This window comes from Constantimarinum furrinae, from assembly GCF_014295415.1.
Lineage (GTDB): Bacteria > Bacteroidota > Bacteroidia > Flavobacteriales > Flavobacteriaceae > Constantimarinum > Constantimarinum furrinae.
In genome coordinates, this window is record NZ_CP052909.1 from 1,769,528 (window position 1) to 1,786,845 (window position 17,318).

The 17,318-nt window shown below is 36.8% G+C and carries 16 protein-coding genes; all 16 read right to left on the reverse strand.

The features are described from left to right. Window positions 1-177: 177 nt before the first annotated feature. On the reverse strand, window positions 178-924 hold the full coding sequence (locus ALE3EI_RS08105) for a hypothetical protein (protein ID WP_186987781.1): 747 nt from the start codon (window positions 922-924) through the stop codon (window positions 178-180). A gap of 144 nt (window positions 925-1,068) precedes the next feature. Then, a complete protein-coding gene (locus tag ALE3EI_RS08110) occupies window positions 1,069-2,034 on the reverse strand; it encodes a hypothetical protein (protein WP_186987782.1) in 966 nt (321 codons plus the stop codon). A gap of 372 nt (window positions 2,035-2,406) precedes the next feature. Then, window positions 2,407-2,613: a DpnI domain-containing protein gene (locus tag ALE3EI_RS13730; RefSeq protein ID WP_233279939.1), complete on the reverse strand. Its 207-nt coding sequence runs from the start codon at window positions 2,611-2,613 to the stop codon at window positions 2,407-2,409. After that, the gene (gene merTP / locus ALE3EI_RS08115) at window positions 2,613-3,212 is read right to left on the reverse strand and encodes a mercuric transport protein MerTP (protein WP_186987783.1); all 600 of its coding nucleotides are present in this window, start codon (window positions 3,210-3,212) and stop codon (window positions 2,613-2,615) included. The genes ALE3EI_RS13730 and merTP overlap by 1 nt, the downstream gene beginning before the upstream one ends. Next, the gene (locus ALE3EI_RS08120; RefSeq protein WP_186987784.1) at window positions 3,209-3,583 is read right to left on the reverse strand and encodes an ArsR/SmtB family transcription factor; all 375 of its coding nucleotides are present in this window, start codon (window positions 3,581-3,583) and stop codon (window positions 3,209-3,211) included. Before ALE3EI_RS08120 ends, merTP begins: the two co-directional genes overlap by 4 nt. Before the next feature lie 460 nt (window positions 3,584-4,043). After that, a complete protein-coding gene (locus tag ALE3EI_RS08125; protein ID WP_186987785.1) occupies window positions 4,044-7,151 on the reverse strand; it encodes an HsdR family type I site-specific deoxyribonuclease in 3,108 nt (1,035 codons plus the stop codon). 14 nt (window positions 7,152-7,165) lie between these two features. After that, entirely contained in the window at window positions 7,166-8,272 is a 1,107-nt protein-coding gene (locus ALE3EI_RS08130; RefSeq protein ID WP_186987786.1) for an AAA family ATPase, read from the reverse strand. Window position 8,273: 1 nt separating this feature from the next. Beyond that, window positions 8,274-9,437 (reverse strand): restriction endonuclease subunit S, encoded by a 1,164-nt coding sequence (locus ALE3EI_RS08135; RefSeq protein ID WP_186987787.1) that lies wholly within the window; start codon window positions 9,435-9,437, stop codon window positions 8,274-8,276. Next, a complete protein-coding gene (locus tag ALE3EI_RS08140; protein ID WP_186987788.1) occupies window positions 9,434-10,981 on the reverse strand; it encodes a type I restriction-modification system subunit M in 1,548 nt (515 codons plus the stop codon). The genes ALE3EI_RS08135 and ALE3EI_RS08140 overlap by 4 nt, the downstream gene beginning before the upstream one ends. Then, window positions 10,981-11,169, reverse strand: coding sequence for a helix-turn-helix transcriptional regulator (locus ALE3EI_RS08145; RefSeq protein WP_186992328.1), 189 nt, complete (start codon window positions 11,167-11,169; stop codon window positions 10,981-10,983). Before ALE3EI_RS08145 ends, ALE3EI_RS08140 begins: the two co-directional genes overlap by 1 nt. A gap of 562 nt (window positions 11,170-11,731) precedes the next feature. Further along, complete coding sequence (locus tag ALE3EI_RS08150; RefSeq protein WP_186987789.1) at window positions 11,732-12,364, reverse strand: hypothetical protein; 633 nt, start codon at window positions 12,362-12,364, stop codon at window positions 11,732-11,734. 651 nt (window positions 12,365-13,015) lie between these two features. Continuing rightward, the gene (locus ALE3EI_RS08155; protein ID WP_186987790.1) at window positions 13,016-13,435 is read right to left on the reverse strand and encodes a hypothetical protein; all 420 of its coding nucleotides are present in this window, start codon (window positions 13,433-13,435) and stop codon (window positions 13,016-13,018) included. Between the two features lie 237 nt (window positions 13,436-13,672). Further along, on the reverse strand, window positions 13,673-14,209 hold the full coding sequence (locus ALE3EI_RS08160; RefSeq protein WP_186987791.1) for a hypothetical protein: 537 nt from the start codon (window positions 14,207-14,209) through the stop codon (window positions 13,673-13,675). Between the two features lie 249 nt (window positions 14,210-14,458). Continuing rightward, window positions 14,459-15,088 carry a DUF4386 domain-containing protein gene (locus tag ALE3EI_RS08165; RefSeq protein WP_186987792.1) on the reverse strand — a complete coding sequence of 210 codons (630 nt, stop codon included), beginning with the start codon at window positions 15,086-15,088 and terminating at the stop codon, window positions 14,459-14,461. Between the two features lie 483 nt (window positions 15,089-15,571). Beyond that, a complete protein-coding gene (locus tag ALE3EI_RS08170; RefSeq protein WP_186987793.1) occupies window positions 15,572-16,735 on the reverse strand; it encodes a tyrosine-type recombinase/integrase in 1,164 nt (387 codons plus the stop codon). Window positions 16,736-16,822: 87 nt separating this feature from the next. Further along, window positions 16,823-17,281: a pantetheine-phosphate adenylyltransferase gene (gene coaD / locus ALE3EI_RS08175; protein WP_186987794.1), complete on the reverse strand. Its 459-nt coding sequence runs from the start codon at window positions 17,279-17,281 to the stop codon at window positions 16,823-16,825. Window positions 17,282-17,318 lie beyond the last annotated feature (37 nt).

A 17,318-nucleotide genomic window follows, 5' to 3' on the forward strand; every position in this document is an offset into this window, starting at 1 on the left:
GCGCTGAAATGGCGTGCCAACAAAACGCGCTAGCGTTTGTGGGAAGCTTCGCGCTGCGAAGCGTGCGATTCAGCTGCATCGGATGCGCCGTTTGTTTGTTTTTTCGGTAGTTAAGATAATACTTTTGAAGGAAAGCGAATCAATTTACTCAACAGTAGCAATTAGCGATAGCCGTTGTTAGCGCCAGTAATTTCTGTTTTGACCTATGAAATAAAGAATAGGAACAGACATTTTACTTATTGAGTTGTTGATCACGCAACTTAAGGTTTCATTTTCACATGCAAATTCAAAACCAGGATTTTTATCGCCAGCTGTAATTTGATCTTCAATTACAATTTCATTAAACTTTTGGTTGTACAATTGAAAGTCAACTTTGGCCTTCTTTTCACCATTTTCTACATAGAATTCAACCCTTTTTATATTGATTACCCAGTTGACATCATGTTTGTCTGCAATTGCTTCTAAAGTACGGATTCCTGAATCATTGCTTTCCTTTGCTGGATAAATTAGCATGTTTTCAAAATATTCAAAGAATTTGAAGCTTAACCAATAGTTAAGTCCAAAACTAATATTTGAGGAAATGTCAGTATTCTGAAGAAAGTCAATTTCTTTTTGTGCTTTGAATTTAAATTTCTTTCCGTTTTCTTCACGAATTCTTTTTTTACCCTGTGCATCAAGTTTTTTGGTTACATATGTTTGTGTAATTGAATCAAGCTCTTGTGCTATAATAGTTTCTTGCGAGTTAAGTACAATTATTGTAGGTGACCTTTTTTCTTGGCCATTTGACACAATTGTAAAAAGTATACAAAGGATAAATGAGAGATATTTCATATTGGCGCTAACGGTCCGGGCTATCGCTTGTTGTGGGTGGCGGCACTGCGTTGGCTGTGCCAAACCTGACCCGAAGGGCAGGGTGGAAGTCACGCCTTGGCGTGACGTTAGAATCAGCAGTATCGGCCGAGCCGCGTAACGAGTTTTATCGGAACCTATTATTTTGAATTAAAAGTAGGGATAATAATTTAGTTACTGACCAAACAATGAGCGATAGGCATTGTTGCCACCAGTTTTTTATTCATTTTCAGACCTTTTTTTCTCCACTTGTAAAATGTTGTTTTGAATATCTTTCATTATCCATTTTCCCCACCAACCTGCATAAAAATTAAAAGTCGTATTCATTTTGAAATGGCTATATAAATGTAAACGATTCAGACCATTTGGTAATTTTTCAAGTTCGTAAGTTCCATTCAAAACATCAAAATAATCTCCTCCGATAACAACGTGTTCATCCAAAGTGGTTGATGGAATTTCATGTGGATATGCTTTTATTGTGAAAACCATTTTTTCATTGTCTTTATATTCCGTTACAGTTTCGTGAAAAACAAGTCCTTTTGTGAAAATAGCTTCTCTATACGCTCCAACTCCTTCAAAGTTCAATTCTGCTTTTATTGGTCTTGGAAAGCCTAACATTCTTGTTAAATATCCTTTGTCCTGTTCAACTGGAATTTCCTTTACACGGGTTACGTTGTCCCAAATTTTTTCGGTTGGCGCATTTATATCTATGTAGGTATATGCCTTATAAGTTCCTGGAATTGTTTCTATCAGGCTTTCAATTGGCCCAATTAAGAATGGTAGTAAAACTAATATTGAAATATTTAGTCGGTCGTTTCTTCTATGAGTTTTTAAGTATCCACCAAATATTCCTCCAATTGATGCTGTTAGTAAAAAAACTGGTAAAATCATTAACCAGCAAGCCCACCCTTCAATTCCCCAAGCTAAAGTCAGAATCAAGAACAGAAAAACAGGAATCCAAGGTGTAAATATTCTGTATGTAATTCTTTTGGCTTTTTCTTGGCTTGATAAATACACTGTTAAGGCTCCAATTATTGTTGGAAGTAGGAACAAAAATGTTACCGACATAACCTGAAAAAAGTCATCCCAAGTTTTCAATTTTAATCCGAATATAATACGGACGAGAATAGCATAGATGACTGGAATTCCAATCGCAATAAGGAAGTTTTTAATTTTTCTATTCATTTCTCAAATTGGTGGCAACGGTATTGTATATGATTTGTGGCGACTTGGAGCGGCTGAATCGGAGTGAGGCAATCCTGCGTCAGCGGGATGCGGGAAGCCCTCCGGAGCCAACGGCGAAGGATGGGCATGCGATTCAGCGTGCGTTGGAGCCGCTTCGATCGTTTTTATCAGATATGAAGGTAGTGAATTTTGTGTAGGAAAAACAATTCGATTAAGCACTGGCGTAGCCATGAATTATATACGTTGTTACCCACTGGCTTTATTCGGTTCAGTCTGGTTTTCAGCGCTGGAAAAGGCATACTCTTTTGCAATTTTTGGCTGTGGTTTGGCTGGTGCGAATTGCAAATGTGTATGACTTTTAGCGTTGGCTTATTAACAACAACTTTCTTTTTTCTGTATAGAAGGACATTTTACAGAGCCAAAACTGCAATAGACACAACAATCGCCTTCGTTAGGTCGTATTACTTCTTTACAGTTCTCACATTCGTAAAAGAATTGACAGGATTCTGTCGGCATTTCTTCTACTTTTTTATGTCCGCAGTTTGGACAAGTTATTTCTGATTTTAATTGGACTTCCATTAGTTTTCTTTTATGCCAGTTACTTTATAACCTGTTGCGTTAATCGCTTTCTCGATTTCCGTTTCGTTGGTCTTGGTTTTGTCAAATTCAACAATTGCATTTCCATTTTCGTAGGATGCCTTTGAGCTAACGATTCCGTTGAGTTTATTTACTTCGTGATTTACGTGTTCTTCGCAACCGGCACAAGTCATTCCGCTGATTTTGAATTCAGTTGTTTTTAAGTCCGATTTGTCAACTATGATTATTTGTTTTTCAGTTTTCGGGTAAAAAATTTCCGAATAGTAAGGGAAAGCCAACATTACAATTGCAAATACAGTTACGATTCCTAAAAACTTTTTTGATTGAATAAATTTTGGTTTTTCGTCTGTCTCACATTCGCAATCGACTTCTTTTTGCGGTTTTAGTTTTTGATACCAAGCAAAACCAAGAACTAAAATTGTAAGTCCAATCAGGTATGGTCTAAAAGGTTCAATCCAAGAAAATGTTGAAGCAATTCCGCTCGTTCCTGCGATTAGAGCCAAAACAGGCGTAATGCAGCATAATGAAGCTGTAATTGCAGTTAGCAAACTTGCACCTATTAATTTGTTTTCACTTTTCATACCACTTTTAAAATTTTGTTTTTATCAAGTATCTCAAAGAATGGGTTTAGCAATTTTTCGTATTCAGAAGTAAGGGAGTAAAATATCGTTTGAGCTTCTCTCTCGGTTTCCAATAGATTGCGATCTTTCATTTTTCTCAAGTGTTGAGAAATAGCAGAAATGTTCATGCCAAGAATGTCGCTCAAATCACAAACGCAAAGTCTTTTTTCCTCAAAAAGTAGGTAGAGTATTTTCAGTCTTACGCTATTTCCGACCAATGAAAGTCCATTTGCCAAATAGTTGAAAGACTCGTTTAATTCCGAAACTGTGTCTTTGCAACGATTTATTTGTTCAATATCGGCTTGTTGTCTAATGCAAGAATTATTTTCCATAAAACAAAATTACATTTATTTATTATTAAAGCAAATACTTAAATACATAATTTTCGAATGTTGAGAAAATTTTAGCTTTTTTGGTTTTTATAACGTTGGATTTGTGTGTCGGAAAAAACCGAAAGTGCTAAAATGTGCGGATGGTTCTTAGCTTGTGGGTAACGGTCTCGGCTATGCGTAGTGCGGGATTTCAAGGCACTTCACTGTCCGCCTACCGTAAAGTTTATTTAATGTAATTACTTTCATATCAGCACTTTCCCCCGCATTACGTATAGCCATTGTTGTGCGTTCGTGCTTTATTTTTCTTTTCGTTTTAGTCTTCATTTTCAATGTCCTCCTGTGCGGTGGGGCATTTTTTAAAATTTCTCTTTTCTTGGGTTGGAAAAGCACACTCTTTGCCAAGTTTTGAATTGCGGGTCGGCTTGTGCGACTTGGCAATGTGTGTGCTTTGGGTCGGGATTCATATCTGTCCTCCAACACCTTTAAATTTGTCTACAAACGAAGAAATCTTTTGAAATACACTTTGTTTTTTCGTCAGATACTGAGGATTTAAAGGACTCATCTTTGGTAAAAGTGCATTCAGTTCAGTTCCGTTCTCGCTTGCATATTCCCGTCTTAAAGAAGCCGAAATGTATCTTTTTGCTTCTTCGATATTTAGATTTTCTTCTGTAATTAGTTCGGTTGCCTCTGCTTTTTGTTTCCTTTGTGCATAGGAGAAGAAAGCATCAATAATGCTCGCTTTATCCTGAATTGAATCAAGTTCGGTTTCATTGATGAAATCCACCACCAAACTTTCCTTGGCTCTGTTTCCGATACTTGCACGAATAACTCTTCGTATTTCTTCAATTAATGAGGCTTTGTCCTTAGTTTTCTTGTTGTGTTCAAAGATTAGTTCCAGAATGTAATCAAGGTTTATCTCTTGCGATTTAAGCAAGTCAACTTCAAAGACTACATCATCCCAATCAATTGTTGATTCTTCGGCTTCCTTGCCACTTTTCTCTCTTCTTAACCAATCTCGAATATCATTATATGTAGAGCGATAATCTTGAATGGTACGTTGTGCTGGCAATTCAATTCCTTGCATTGCTGCAATGTCTTCATCTGTTACAAAGTGAGATTCTTTGAATTCTTCAACAGATTCTGGGTCGTTTAAATCGACTGATTGTAAATCTTTTAAGTTGGTGAACTCATCATAGTTCTGGAGTATATTTTCAACTCGTAAGTACTCGCCAAAGAGCTTAGCAAAATCCTTTTTGTCTTTCTCTGTAGCTATTTCATCTGGGTTAGGAAACTTTGCATTTAGCTCATTTACTACTTCAATGTATCCTCTTCTTGCTTCTCCTGTTGCAATGTCTGTGAAGCCCTCTAAATATTCTTTATAGCTTTTTTCTAAGACTACATTCTTGGTGCTACTGTCTCCAAACAGCGTAATGGCATCAACAGTCGCTTTCTCTAAGTCACGGAAGGTAATTATGTTACCGAATGTTTTAGTAGCGTCATAGATTCGATTGGTGCGTGAGAAGGCTTGCATTAAACCATGATAGCGTAGGTTTTTGTCAACGAATAATGTGTTTAATGTGGGTGCATCAAAACCCGTTAAGAACATTCCGACTACAATAATTAGGTCAACCTCCTTGCTTTTTACTCTTTTAGCAAGGTCACGGTAATAGTTTTGAAACTCTTTACTTTCAACGCCATAACTGGTTTTAAACATGGTGTTGTAGTCATTGATAGCTTTGTTTAAGAACTCTTTTGCGCTTTGATCCATTGCTGAAGGCTCAAAAGTTTCGTCAACAATTTCTCCAATAGCGTTTTGTTCTTCGTTGGCTGCATATGAAAAAATCGTGGCTATTTTTAAAGGCTTTTCACTTTCCTTTTGCAAGTTGTTTAGTTCGTCATAATAGCACTTTGCTGCATCAACGCTGCTAACGGCAAACATGGCATTGAATCCAGTATTTCCTCCTTTTGTTCTATGTGTTTTTTGTCTGAAATTCTGTAAGATGTATTGTGATATTTCTTTAATACGAACAGGGTGGAGCAGAGCTTTTTTGTTTTCTGCTGCACTTAGTTTTTTCTCGTCAATTTCTGTCTCAATTCCTTTGAACTGAGGACGGACATCATTATAGTCTACTTTGAATTTGAGAACTTTCTCGTCTCTAATGGCATCTGTAATTACATAAGAGTGTAATTCTCGTCCAAAAACGCTTGCTGTGGTTTCAGAACCCAATGCATTTTGAGGGAAAATGGGTGTACCAGTAAAGCCAAATTGAAAATACTTTTTGAACTTTTTTTGAAGATTCTTTTGAGCCTCTCCAAATTGTGAACGGTGTGCTTCATCAAAGATGAATACTACCTGTTTTTGATAGATAGCCAAATCACTTTCACTTTTCATCAGATTGTTCAATTTCTGAATTGTTGTGACTATGATTTTATTATCCTCTTTATCAATATTCCGTTTTAAACCTGCTGTACTCTCTGAACCGTTTACACTATCAGGAGAGAATCGCTGATACTCTTTCATGGTTTGAAAATCCAAATCCTTACGGTCAACTACAAAGAATACTTTATCAATAAAGTCAAGCTGTGTAGCGAGTCTTGCTGCTTTAAAACTGGTAAGAGTTTTACCCGAACCAGTGGTATGCCAAATGAAGCCACCACTTTCATTTGTTGACCATTTCTTAGCATTATACGAGCTTTCTATTTTCCATAAAATTCTCTCTGTAGCTGCTATTTGATACGGTCTCATGATAAGAAGCGTATCACTTACATCAAATACTGAATAATTTACCAATACATTTAGTAGCGTTCGCTTTTCAAAGAAGGTGAGGGTGAAATCCTTTAAATCTTTTATCAAAGAGTTATCAGCTTTAGCCCAGTTCATGGTAAAGTCAAAGCTGTTTTTATCTCGTTTCACCGTATTGGCAAAATAGCGGCTGTCCGTGCCATTTGAAATGACAAATACCTGTAAGTATTTAAAAAGAGAGTTTTCACTATTGAAGCTTTCTTTGCTGTAGCGATGTACTTGATTAAAAGCCTCACGGATGGCAACTCCACGCTTTTTTAGTTCTACTTGAACCAATGGCAAGCCATTCACCAATATGGTAACGTCATAGCGATTGGCATGAGTTCCTGTCTGCTCAAATTGAGAGATTACCTGAACTTTATTTCGAACTATGTTTTTCTTATCAAGCAAATAGATGTTTTGGATATGACCATCATCAAATACAAAGTCGTAGATATAATTGTCATGTATTTTTCTTGTCTTGTCAACAATGTTATCTCCTGGTTTATCTAAATACTCTTCTACAAATCGAGCCCACTCTCCATCTTTAAACTCCATGTCATTAAGAGCTTGCAACTGAACTCTTACATTAGACAACATTGCCTCAAGGGTATTTAGGTTTGTTGGGTTTTCATACCCTTGATTGACTAAGTCTTGTATAAACTCTCTTTCAAGAGCTGATTCTGTTTGATAACTTGCAGGAGCTTCATTCACCTCAGAGTACTTAGTGTATTTGTCGAGTACAATGAAATTGTTTGATTCCGCTATGGTTTTATATGTTCCCATTTTCTTTTTAATACTTAGTTAACTGCGGATTTGAAACCGTACATTCTTTTTACTTCTCCTACTAGGAAACTCAATACTCTCTTATCATTTTCTTCAATAATTGAAATTTCCTCACCATTGTGCTTTGAATGGCTAGATAGGTTGATTATGCGATTATAATATGCTTGCCTTGATTCTTGGGGTAACAGTTCTTCCCAGTTGTTGAAGCCTAGAAAAGTGGAAGTCTTTTCGAATAAATTTCTTAGAAAATTGAAGTGATATTTTTGAATATCTCCCGATTCAACCACCTTTTCAAGTTCAGATAAAAGAAATAGATGATAGGAGAAAGGAGAGTCTTTTGGTTGTTCTACAAGAGAAAAAGAGCCGTCAAATAATTTTTCTAAACGCCATTTCTTTGTTTTCTTAACTCTACTAAATTCATTGAAAAGCACATTGTAGAATAATGGATTGTGGGTAGTGATTATGAACTTCAATTCAGAAGTGCTGGACTTGATTAACGTAGCAATATCTACGGCTAACTCAATTAAGTGAGTGTCATCTAATGAACTTACAGGGTCGTCAATAAATACGTATTGTAAGTCGTTGAATTGGTCTGTTTCTCGCTCAGCTTCTTCTGCAACATTTAAAACACTAATAGTTTGCTCCAACAAACTGTAAAAAACGCTCCAGATAAAACAGCTTTCCTCTCCTTTAGAAATCTTTACAAATTCAGAATCTGAATCATCACCTGTTTCAAATGAGAAACGGATTTCTGAAAATCCTTCGTTAAACTTTGGTGTTAGTTTATCATTAGTATAGCGTTGAAAATGGCTCGCTATATTAGGTTCTTGACCTTGTTCAACAAGTACCCAATTGGTGTAACCATTAGACTGGATTTTTAACTTCCTGTCAGTATCATTTTCCAAATCATTATCCCAATAGAATAAATCTTCTGTAAATGCATTATAGTAAAGGACTTTAACCCCAGAGTCATCTTCGCTTTCAGGGTCTTTTGGTACTATCAATTCTTTGAACTCACGAGACAAACGTGTTTTTCCTGAACCATTAAATGCATAGATTAATTGCACTTTTTTATTAGCATCTCTCAGATTTTCTGCTATTTCAAATAATGATTGTCCCATATTAAACTTCTACATTTTCTTTAGGAAAGGTTAATAGTGTTTCTCGGTAATACTCATATTGCTTTTGTCTCAACTCAATTTCTTTAGGGAGTCCTTCACTGATGGAAGTTGTGAGGGTGTCAAATTTGTTAAGGATTGAAACTAATTTGGACTGTTGTTCTAATGACGGAACAGGGATTTCAAAGTCTTTGACTTTAGCATCAGAAATAGATGGATAAGCAGACCCACTTTCATTGTCTTCAACATATTTCTTGAACTCTGCGGTAGTTAGCCAATAAAAAATCCACTTTGGTAAGACTATATTTGAATCGGCTCTCAAAACACAATAACCCGTACTTGCAACTTCATTAGAATATTCTTCTGGAATTAAACAAAGACGTTGCTGGGTTGGGCGTGTTGTAGCAAAAATAATATCATCCTTTAGGATTATTTTTTGTGCTCGACTCGGGGCATCATCCTTTGTTATTTCAACTGTTTCTAAAATAGCATTTGTGTCGCGGCAAACAGAAGACAAATCAACATATCTATAAGGCTTATTTGTTTCACGCCATTTTATGTTTGAAGTAGGTAAAACAACTTCTCCCAACGTTTTCCAATTCACTTCATCTTTTTCAAATGCTAATAGTCTGTCTCGATAAAAGCTATACTGTTGTTTACGTGCTGTAAGCTCTGCTGTAAGCTCTGCTGTAAGCTCTGTAAAAGTATCTAGAATACGACCAATTTCCTTTTGGATGTTTATTGGTAGCAATGGGACTTTAAAAAGTTGCATTTGCTTTTTTGAAATTGCTGGTATGCCACCTTTTTGTTGACTGCCAATTAACTTAGTTTCATTGCCTTTTAAATAGTGATAAAGAAATATCCAATCAAGGCTGGATGGGTCTTTAACACCTATAGAGTAACAACTATTACCAGCCCAATAAGGTGTTGAAATACGTGTAACAAACCCTGCATTTGCACCCCTAGCGCTTACAATTATTTTATTTCCTGAGTTGTTAAACTTATCATAGTATCCTGTAGGAGATGTTCCACCATTGAATACGGGATATTCGGCTGCATCATTTTGGCTGTCTTTGCGTACAAATTCACCAATCGTAATTGTAGCTAACTCATTAAGGTCTAACCACTTTATCTCAGCATCTTTAAGCAATTTATTTATGATACTCATGCTTCAATTCCATTTACAATTTCATCAATGTCTGCACGAAGCTTATTTATCTTCTCCACCGTTTTGGCAACTTCATTGTTCAAGACTTCAATGTCAATTTTTTCACGAGTGTCTATAGATTCCACATAGGAGCTAACAGATAAGTTGTAATCATTTTCGGCAATCTTAGTATTGTCAATAGAGGTAGCTACATGTGCTACTTCCTCTTTACTATCAAACATTTCCATCACCTTCTCAATGTGCTCATCTGTCATCACATTGTTGTTGGTTACTTTCTTGAAGAAATCCTCACCACTCGCATCAATAAACTGGGTTTTGTTCTCCGTTTTATGTTTGGATAGTACGAGAAGGTTCACCGCTATTGATGTTCCATAAAAAAGGTTAGGAGCTAAGGAGATAACACTCTCCACATAGTTATTATCTACCAAGTATTTTCGAATCTTTTGTTCTGCACCACCTCTATAGAAGATACCAGGGAAACAAACAATGGCAGCCCGTCCTTTGCTAGATAAATAACTCAAAGCATGTAAAACAAAGGCAAAATCAGCTTTTGATTTTGGAGCAAGCACGCCAGCAGGTGCAAAACGGTCATCATTAATCATGGTGGGGTCGGCATCACCAATCCATTTTACCGAATATGGTGGATTTGATACAATTGCATCAAATGGTTTTTCGTCAGCTAGTTGAGGGTTCCTTAAAGTGTCACCCAATACAATGTGAAACTTGTCGTAATTAATGTTGTGCAAAAACATATTCATACGAGCAAGATTGTAGGTCGTATGGTTTACTTCTTGCCCAAAGAAACCTTCTTCAATGATGTGATCATCAAAATGTTTTTTGGCTTGAAGAAGTAAAGATCCTGAACCTGCTGCTGGGTCGTAAATTTTGTTTACGGTTGTTTGTCCGTGCATTGCTAATTGAGCAATGAGTTTGGAAACGTGAACAGGAGTGAAGAATTCACCACCCGATTTTCCTGCATTGGCGGCATAATTGCCAATTAGGAATTCATAGGCATCACCAAAGAGTTCTATTTCGCTCTCTTCAAATTTTCCAAAATTCAACTCTTCAACACCTTTAATAACAGATGCTAATCGGCTGTTTTTGTTTTCAACGGTATTACCAAGTCGTGAGCTAGTTGTATCAAAATCAGCAAACAATCCTTTAATGTCTTGTTCAGAGGGATACCCGTTTGCCGAACTTTCAATTGAGTCAAAAATTGCTTTTAGGTCTGTGTTAAGATTGGAATTTGTATTCGCTGTTTTCGCCACATTTACAAACAGTTGACTCGGATAAATAAAGTAGCCTTTTGTCTTTACAGCATCATCTTTTATTTCGGGTGTAATTACATCATCTGAAAGGTTTGGGTAATTCACGCTTTCATCACCGCCTTCAATATAGTTGGTGAAATTTTCACTGATAAAACGGTAGAACAGCGTTCCTAGCACAAACTGTTTGAAATCCCATCCATCTACTGAGCCACGAACGTCATTCGCTATTTTCCAGATTTTAGCTTGTAATTCAGCTCTTTGGTTTATGCTTGTCATTATTTGTCTTTTATTAAATCTTGTGGTTTAACTTCTAATATTTCTGCAATCTCGAAAAGCACTTCCAATCTCGGTTGCTGTCTATTCTGCACATATGAGTTCACCATGTTGTAACTCTTTCCCAGTTTTTCAGCTAGCCAAGTCTGCTTAATTCCTTTTTCTTCAAGCACTTCTTTGATTCGATTCATTGCTGTCAAATTATTCGGGTCTAAATTACAATAATATCTCAAAAAGTAAGATATAAAACGATAATTATCATGGGTAGTTCGGGGAGGGAAATTTGGCTCTTTTACAAAGCTTGGGTTGTGGGTTGGCTTAAGCGGCTTTGCAAATGTGCCAAATGCGGGTTGGCAGAGAAATTTTAAAAAATGCGAAGCGGGGGAAATAGAAATCTTGTCATTCTCGGTCGAATGATAAAAGCACGGTTCAGTTTGATTGTCTGTCCAGTTACTCCATATGTTTCTTATTTCAGTTTCACTTCTTGTCAAGGTTCAATCTGTCCTTTTTTGCATGACGCACAACGGTTTCGTATAATGCTCGTGTGGCGGTCTGGCGGCTGAATCGGCGTGTCGGATTACGCCTTAGGCGTAATGCCGGAAGCATCGCCTGCGATGCGTGCGATTCAGCAGTAAGTGATAGCCGTGTACGAGTTTTGTCGGATTAAATATAAAGAATCTTTGGGTAGGAAAACTAATCAACTTTACTCACTGTAGACATGCGCATTATACGTTGTTATCTCTCGTTTTTCAGCTAATTCTTCGTCAATAGTATCATTCCGTAAGAATAGTGGCCACTTGGTAATCGGTCACGAAATTTTACAAAATATTCCCATAACTTGAATTCGGAGTTGATTTTATTCAAAATGTTCCTCACATTTATCACTTCTTTAATGAGGGGATCTTGGTATTGTTCGCTTTCGGGTTCCCAATATGAATAAACTCTTCTTTCTTTATTTGCGCTAATTTCAAATATGTAGGTTTTACCATCTAGTCCATTAACGTAGCCATCAACTTCGTCGGAATCTGGTAATATTTCGATATTCTCAGAATTCAATTCGGTTATTAGTTTCTTAACTGTTTTAATAGGAATGGTAATTTTTTGAAAAATTGTTTTTTTGTGAATTCCTTTTCGGTTCGTTTTCGATATAAAATTGACAAGAAGTCCAGAGTAAGTCGTGTCATTAAATTTAATCAATTCCACAACCTGATAATCTGTCCAAATACGATAAGCTTTTTCAAAATTCAAACTATCATATTTTGGTAGCTCGATTTCAATTCGATCAGTTTCAATGTGCGAATTCCAAAATGACACCTTTTCCATTTCTCCGAAAGACAAACTTGAAATAAAAATAGTAATCACTAGTATGTATAATTTCTTTTTCAAAATGAGAGATAACGGCCCTGGCTATCTTCCTCGTTAGGGTAGCGGTTTTGTGAGTAAGTTATGCCGTATATGATAAAATAAGCGCAAAGAGCTACTTTTTCTAAGCGTCGGCAAAACGAACAAAACCAGCCTCTGAGATTTGTCAGAACCAATTTTGATTAAATGTACTTAAATTTTTCAATTAACGATAGAGCCCTAATGAGAGATAGCCATTGTTAACTCTTGTAGCTAATTTCAAAACACACAGAATAAAATATCTAGAAAATCTATCTACTGTAGCTTTGTAACATTACCCTTTGAAATCGTGGATTATTCAATCAAGCTACGCAATGAGATATTCAAAGACCTAAAATTCCTATTTAAGATCTCAATTTTTCGGTTGAGGTAAGAAGTTATGTTTGTATCTGGTCTAAAACCTGAGCTATTGGAGTTAACGGTCCTGGCTATCTTTTCGGCGGGGCTGGCGGCGTGCGCGGGCTGTGCCAAACCACGCCGGTGGCGTGGGTGGAAGCTTCGCCCGCGAAGCGTGCGATTCAGCAGCATCGGATGAGCCGCTTCTGAGATTTATCAGAACCTATTTAGGTGATTTAAATGTATGAATTTTAAATTTGTTCAGCGGTACCGCTGAACGATAGCCGTTGTTGTACACTGTTAAGCATTGTAGAGAGATTCTATCGCAGGATAATTCCCGTTAACAAAGTATTCTAAAAATTTAAGAGAATCATTCTTGTCAATTGACCAAACATCATCAACTCTCATTTTTTCTTTTTCTCCTAATAAACCAAAAAATATTTTTACTTTTTTAGGTCTGCTATACCACAGTGAAAAAGTCAAATTTTTATTATCGTCGTATTGTGCTGTTAGGCAAAATCTTCTACCATTATTTATACATTTAAAATCTAATGAAGGATTATAAAATGTCTCGCTTGCATTGAGTGAATCATACAATTCCATCTTTTCAATCCAAGGATAATTTTCAGCGATTTCAAGTACTTCTCTATCAGAAATTGGAAGAGTTTTATATTCAATAGTTTCTTTATCAGGATGGCAAATAGAATAATTATAAGTCATTAATATGGTATAGCTTAATTGTGTACAACGGTCCTGGCTATCGCTTGGTGCGGTCTGCGGCGCTGAGTCGGCGTGCCAACAAAACGCGCTAGCGTTTGTGGGAAGCTTCGCGCTGCGAAGCGTGTGATTCAGCAGCATCGGATGCGCCGTTTGTTTGTTTTTTCGGAAGTTAAGATAATACTTTTGAAGGAAAGCCAATCAATTTACTCAACAGTAGCGCTTAGCAGATAGCCGTTGTTAGCTACAGTATTTTTCTTTTAGCTTATCAACTAAAATTTTTTGAAAATCCATATTAGGTTTGAATGATTCCTCCTTATCATCGAAACCTAAATGAAAGACAGTTTCACAATTGAAAATTCCATTTTGATATTTTCCAGTAATTGTAGGAATAAAAGCCACTTTTTTTGACAAATCAGTCATTCCAGATTTATTTAAATAATCCTTCAAAGAAGCAATTGTAAATTGATCTTGTGACTTAATTTTCCATATTTCTTTGTTCAATCCAAATAGTCTTGAGAAATGGTATTTTGTAGAAATGATAAACTCAGGTATTTCTCTTGTAGGATTTAAATCAAAATTGAATTTCGCTAGATGTTGATGTCCAAACTCATAATTGGCATAAATGATTGTTTCATTGTGTTCTAAACGAAACTTCATTATTGTGATAGGTGTTTTTGATCCTAAATATGCTCCATCAACTACATATTTTTCTTTTGTGAATTCGCATTCATATAATTTTGCAAATTCCTCTAATCTTGATTCAATTTTTATCACCTTTTAATATTGTAGCTAACGGTCCTGGCTATCTTTTCGGCGGGGCTGGCGGCGTGCGCGGGCTGTGCCAAACCACGCCGGTGGCGTGGGTGGAAGCTTCGCCTGCGAAGCGTGCGATTCAGCCGCATCGGATGAGCCGCCTCTGAGATTTATCAGAACCTATTTCGTTGATTTAAATGTATGAATTTTAAATTAGCTCAGCGGCACCGCTGAACGATAGCCGTTGTTGGGCATATGTGCGCAATCTATTTATATCTTTTTCTTACCGCCCTTGGATAAAAGCCAAATTGTTAAAGTCATCTCACCAACTATGCTAGTAACTGCAACAAAAATTAAAAATATTGAAGCATATTGCTGGTAATTCGACAGTAAGAAATATGCAATTGAGTCTATAATATACATAGATCCTGCTATAGTAATAAGTATTCTAAGAATCTTAGGTGAATGGATAATTTTACCTAATAATATTAAGTGAAATCCAAATAGAAACAATCCAATGAGCCAAATAGAATTAAATGACCTCAGATTATCCAAAATTTCGCTGTCAGAAGTGAAATGGAGGATTTCAGTTAATTTGAAGATAGCAATACCCATAATAATAGCATGGCTAAGTCTAAAAAGCGTGCTTAGAATAGATAGGACATGCTCCTTGTATAACTTTTGGAAAGCCCAAGCTATTACAATATCAAGCATAACTGTTACCAAAAACGCTATGATTCCAAGTCGAACAAGAAAGTTGTTTTCATGAATTACAGCCAAGGGATTTTCAATAATTTTTTCAAGTACGAAGAAATTAGCAAATATTGCGGTAAAGAAAATTATCAAATAACTTACACCAGCTATGAGCGAAAGTCTTCTCGAGCTAATTGTGTTGTTCATTATTTTTCAATAGTTAAAAGCATTATGCCCAACGGCCCTGGCTATCTTCCTCGTTAGGGTAGCGGTTTTGTGAGTAAGTTATGCCGTAGATGATAAAATAAGCGCAAAGAGCTACTTTTTCTAAGCGTCGGCAAAACGAACAAAACCAGCCTCTGAGAATTGTCAGAACCAATTTTGATTAAATGTACTTAAATTTTTCAATTAACGATAGAGCCCTAATGAGAGATAGCCATTGTTAACTCTTGTAGCTAATTTCAAAACACACAGAATAAAATATCTAGAAAAACCTATCTACTGTAGCTTTGTAACATTACCCTTTGAAATCGTGGATTATTCAATCAAGCTACGCAATGAAATACTCAAGAAACTAAAATTACCATTTAAGATCTGAATTTTTCAGTTGAGGTATGAAGTTATGTCTGTATCTGGTCTAAAACCTGAGCTGTTGGAGTTAACTTGTTATATTCGGACTAAAATACACAATTATCCGCTAAGGTTTTGGGATAATGAGGGAAATGGTTGATTCTTATCGGAGGAAGATAATTGATGTAGGGCAGTATCCAACGGACTTCTAACCCGCAACAGGTCCCGACGGGCAACATGGGTATAGATCATGGTCGTTTCAGGTTTTGCATGACCTAAAAGATCCTGTACGTGCCGCAATCCAACGCCGTTCTCTATTAAATGCGTCGCATAACTATGCCGCAAAGTATGAGGAGTGACACGTTTCGAAATTCCGGCATCACGGCAAGAACGCTTTAAAAAACTGCGAACACTGCTCGAATTGTAGATCTTACCCTTTGGACCTTCAACAAAATATCGCTTCGGACTATAAGTCATGTAATAATTCTGAAAAAGTGGAATAAAACTCTCCGCCATGATCACCACGCGATCCTTTCGGCCCTTGGCATTTTTTATAATGAGCTGCCGTCTATCGATATCAATATGTTTTAATTCCAATCGTATCAGCTCACTAATACGGATTCCGGAAGAATACAAGAGCGCCAGTATAGTACGGTGTTTCAGGTTTTTGGTTACCCGGAGTAGATCAACTACTTCCTCCTTGCTCAAAACAGTGGGCAGATAGCTCGATTTTGAGGGCCGCTGTAACTCATCGGCATTAATCGCACATTCGGGATAGAAGAATGCAAAATGTTTCAACCCACTTATCATTTGTCGGTGGGTGCTAATGGAATATTTTTTTACCGGTACCGTTTCTTCCACGAACAGTCGAACGTCGTTATTGGTGAGTTCTTTAAAAGCTTTGTTTTGTATGAAATACAGAAAATCCAGCACAAATGACGAATATACTTTTATGGTGTTTTCACTAAGCCGTAGCCCTCGTAAATACCGTATGTAATTATTGAGCAGTTCTTTTTTTTCGGGACTGAAATCTGATTCTTTTTGTTTTCCGTCCTTCTTTGTAAATGAAGAAGCATTCACAATGAACCCGCTTTTCCGAAGATATTCCGAAAGATGACTAAGTACTAGCCTGTGGTTATTTTTTACATAAAAAAGGCGATGTGTCATACTCCAATTCGAGCCGGGATATTTCTTTACAAGCTCTTTTGCATCATGACTAAAAGGAAATTCGAGCGCAATACAATTTTGACCTTTATGCTTTAAGGGACGTAGCGTGACTTTCATAGGAAATTGAGACCATGAAATGGTCTATTTTAAAAGAGGGGAGAAAGTGCTGTGGAAAAACTAAAACCTGATATAAATCTACAAAAATTATTTCTTTTGGCGTAAGGCTTTTGGGACCAACATCGAATAGTCACCGTTGTTGCGCATAACGTCCCGTACTATGGTAGACGAAATATTTGAAACTTCGGGTGAACACACCAGAAAAATACTTTCTATCCCGGCCATCGAGGCGTTGGTTTGTGCGATAGACTGTTCGTAGTTGAGATCGGTGGCGTTGCGAAGTCCGCGAAGGATAAATGGAGCCTTTTCAGCTTTACAAAAATGTGCTGTGAGTCCGGTATAAGTTTTTACCACGACCTGAGGTTCATCGGCAAAGGTCGCTTCAATCGCCTGCTTCCGTTCTTCTAGAGAAAGCATGTATTTTTTATCGGCATTCACGCCTATGGCGACAACTATTTCGTCAAAGAGTGCCAGACCGCGCATAATGATATCTACATGGCCCAGGGTAATGGGGTCAAAACTTCCGGGAAAAACTGCGCGTTTCATGTTTATTTTACGATTTATGCTAAGGTACTAAGTAATT

Coding starts and splice junctions, on each gene's coding strand:
- ALE3EI_RS08110 (WP_186987782.1), bottom strand. CDS start 2,034: ATGAATAGAAAAATTAAAAACTTCCTTATTGCGATTGGAATTCCAGTC.
- ALE3EI_RS13730 (WP_233279939.1), bottom strand. CDS start 2,613: ATGGAAGTCCAATTAAAATCAGAAATAACTTGTCCAAACTGCGGACAT.
- merTP (WP_186987783.1), bottom strand. CDS start 3,212: ATGAAAAGTGAAAACAAATTAATAGGTGCAAGTTTGCTAACTGCAATT.
- ALE3EI_RS08120 (WP_186987784.1), bottom strand. CDS start 3,583: ATGGAAAATAATTCTTGCATTAGACAACAAGCCGATATTGAACAAATA.
- ALE3EI_RS08125 (WP_186987785.1), bottom strand. CDS start 7,151: ATGGGAACATATAAAACCATAGCGGAATCAAACAATTTCATTGTACTC.
- ALE3EI_RS08130 (WP_186987786.1), bottom strand. CDS start 8,272: ATGGGACAATCATTATTTGAAATAGCAGAAAATCTGAGAGATGCTAAT.
- ALE3EI_RS08135 (WP_186987787.1), bottom strand. CDS start 9,437: ATGAGTATCATAAATAAATTGCTTAAAGATGCTGAGATAAAGTGGTTA.
- ALE3EI_RS08140 (WP_186987788.1), bottom strand. CDS start 10,981: ATGACAAGCATAAACCAAAGAGCTGAATTACAAGCTAAAATCTGGAAA.
- ALE3EI_RS08145 (WP_186992328.1), bottom strand. CDS start 11,169: ATGAATCGAATCAAAGAAGTGCTTGAAGAAAAAGGAATTAAGCAGACT.
- ALE3EI_RS08155 (WP_186987790.1), bottom strand. CDS start 13,435: ATGACTTATAATTATTCTATTTGCCATCCTGATAAAGAAACTATTGAA.
- ALE3EI_RS08165 (WP_186987792.1), bottom strand. CDS start 15,088: ATGAACAACACAATTAGCTCGAGAAGACTTTCGCTCATAGCTGGTGTA.
- ALE3EI_RS08170 (WP_186987793.1), bottom strand. CDS start 16,735: ATGAAAGTCACGCTACGTCCCTTAAAGCATAAAGGTCAAAATTGTATT.
- coaD (WP_186987794.1), bottom strand. CDS start 17,281: ATGAAACGCGCAGTTTTTCCCGGAAGTTTTGACCCCATTACCCTGGGC.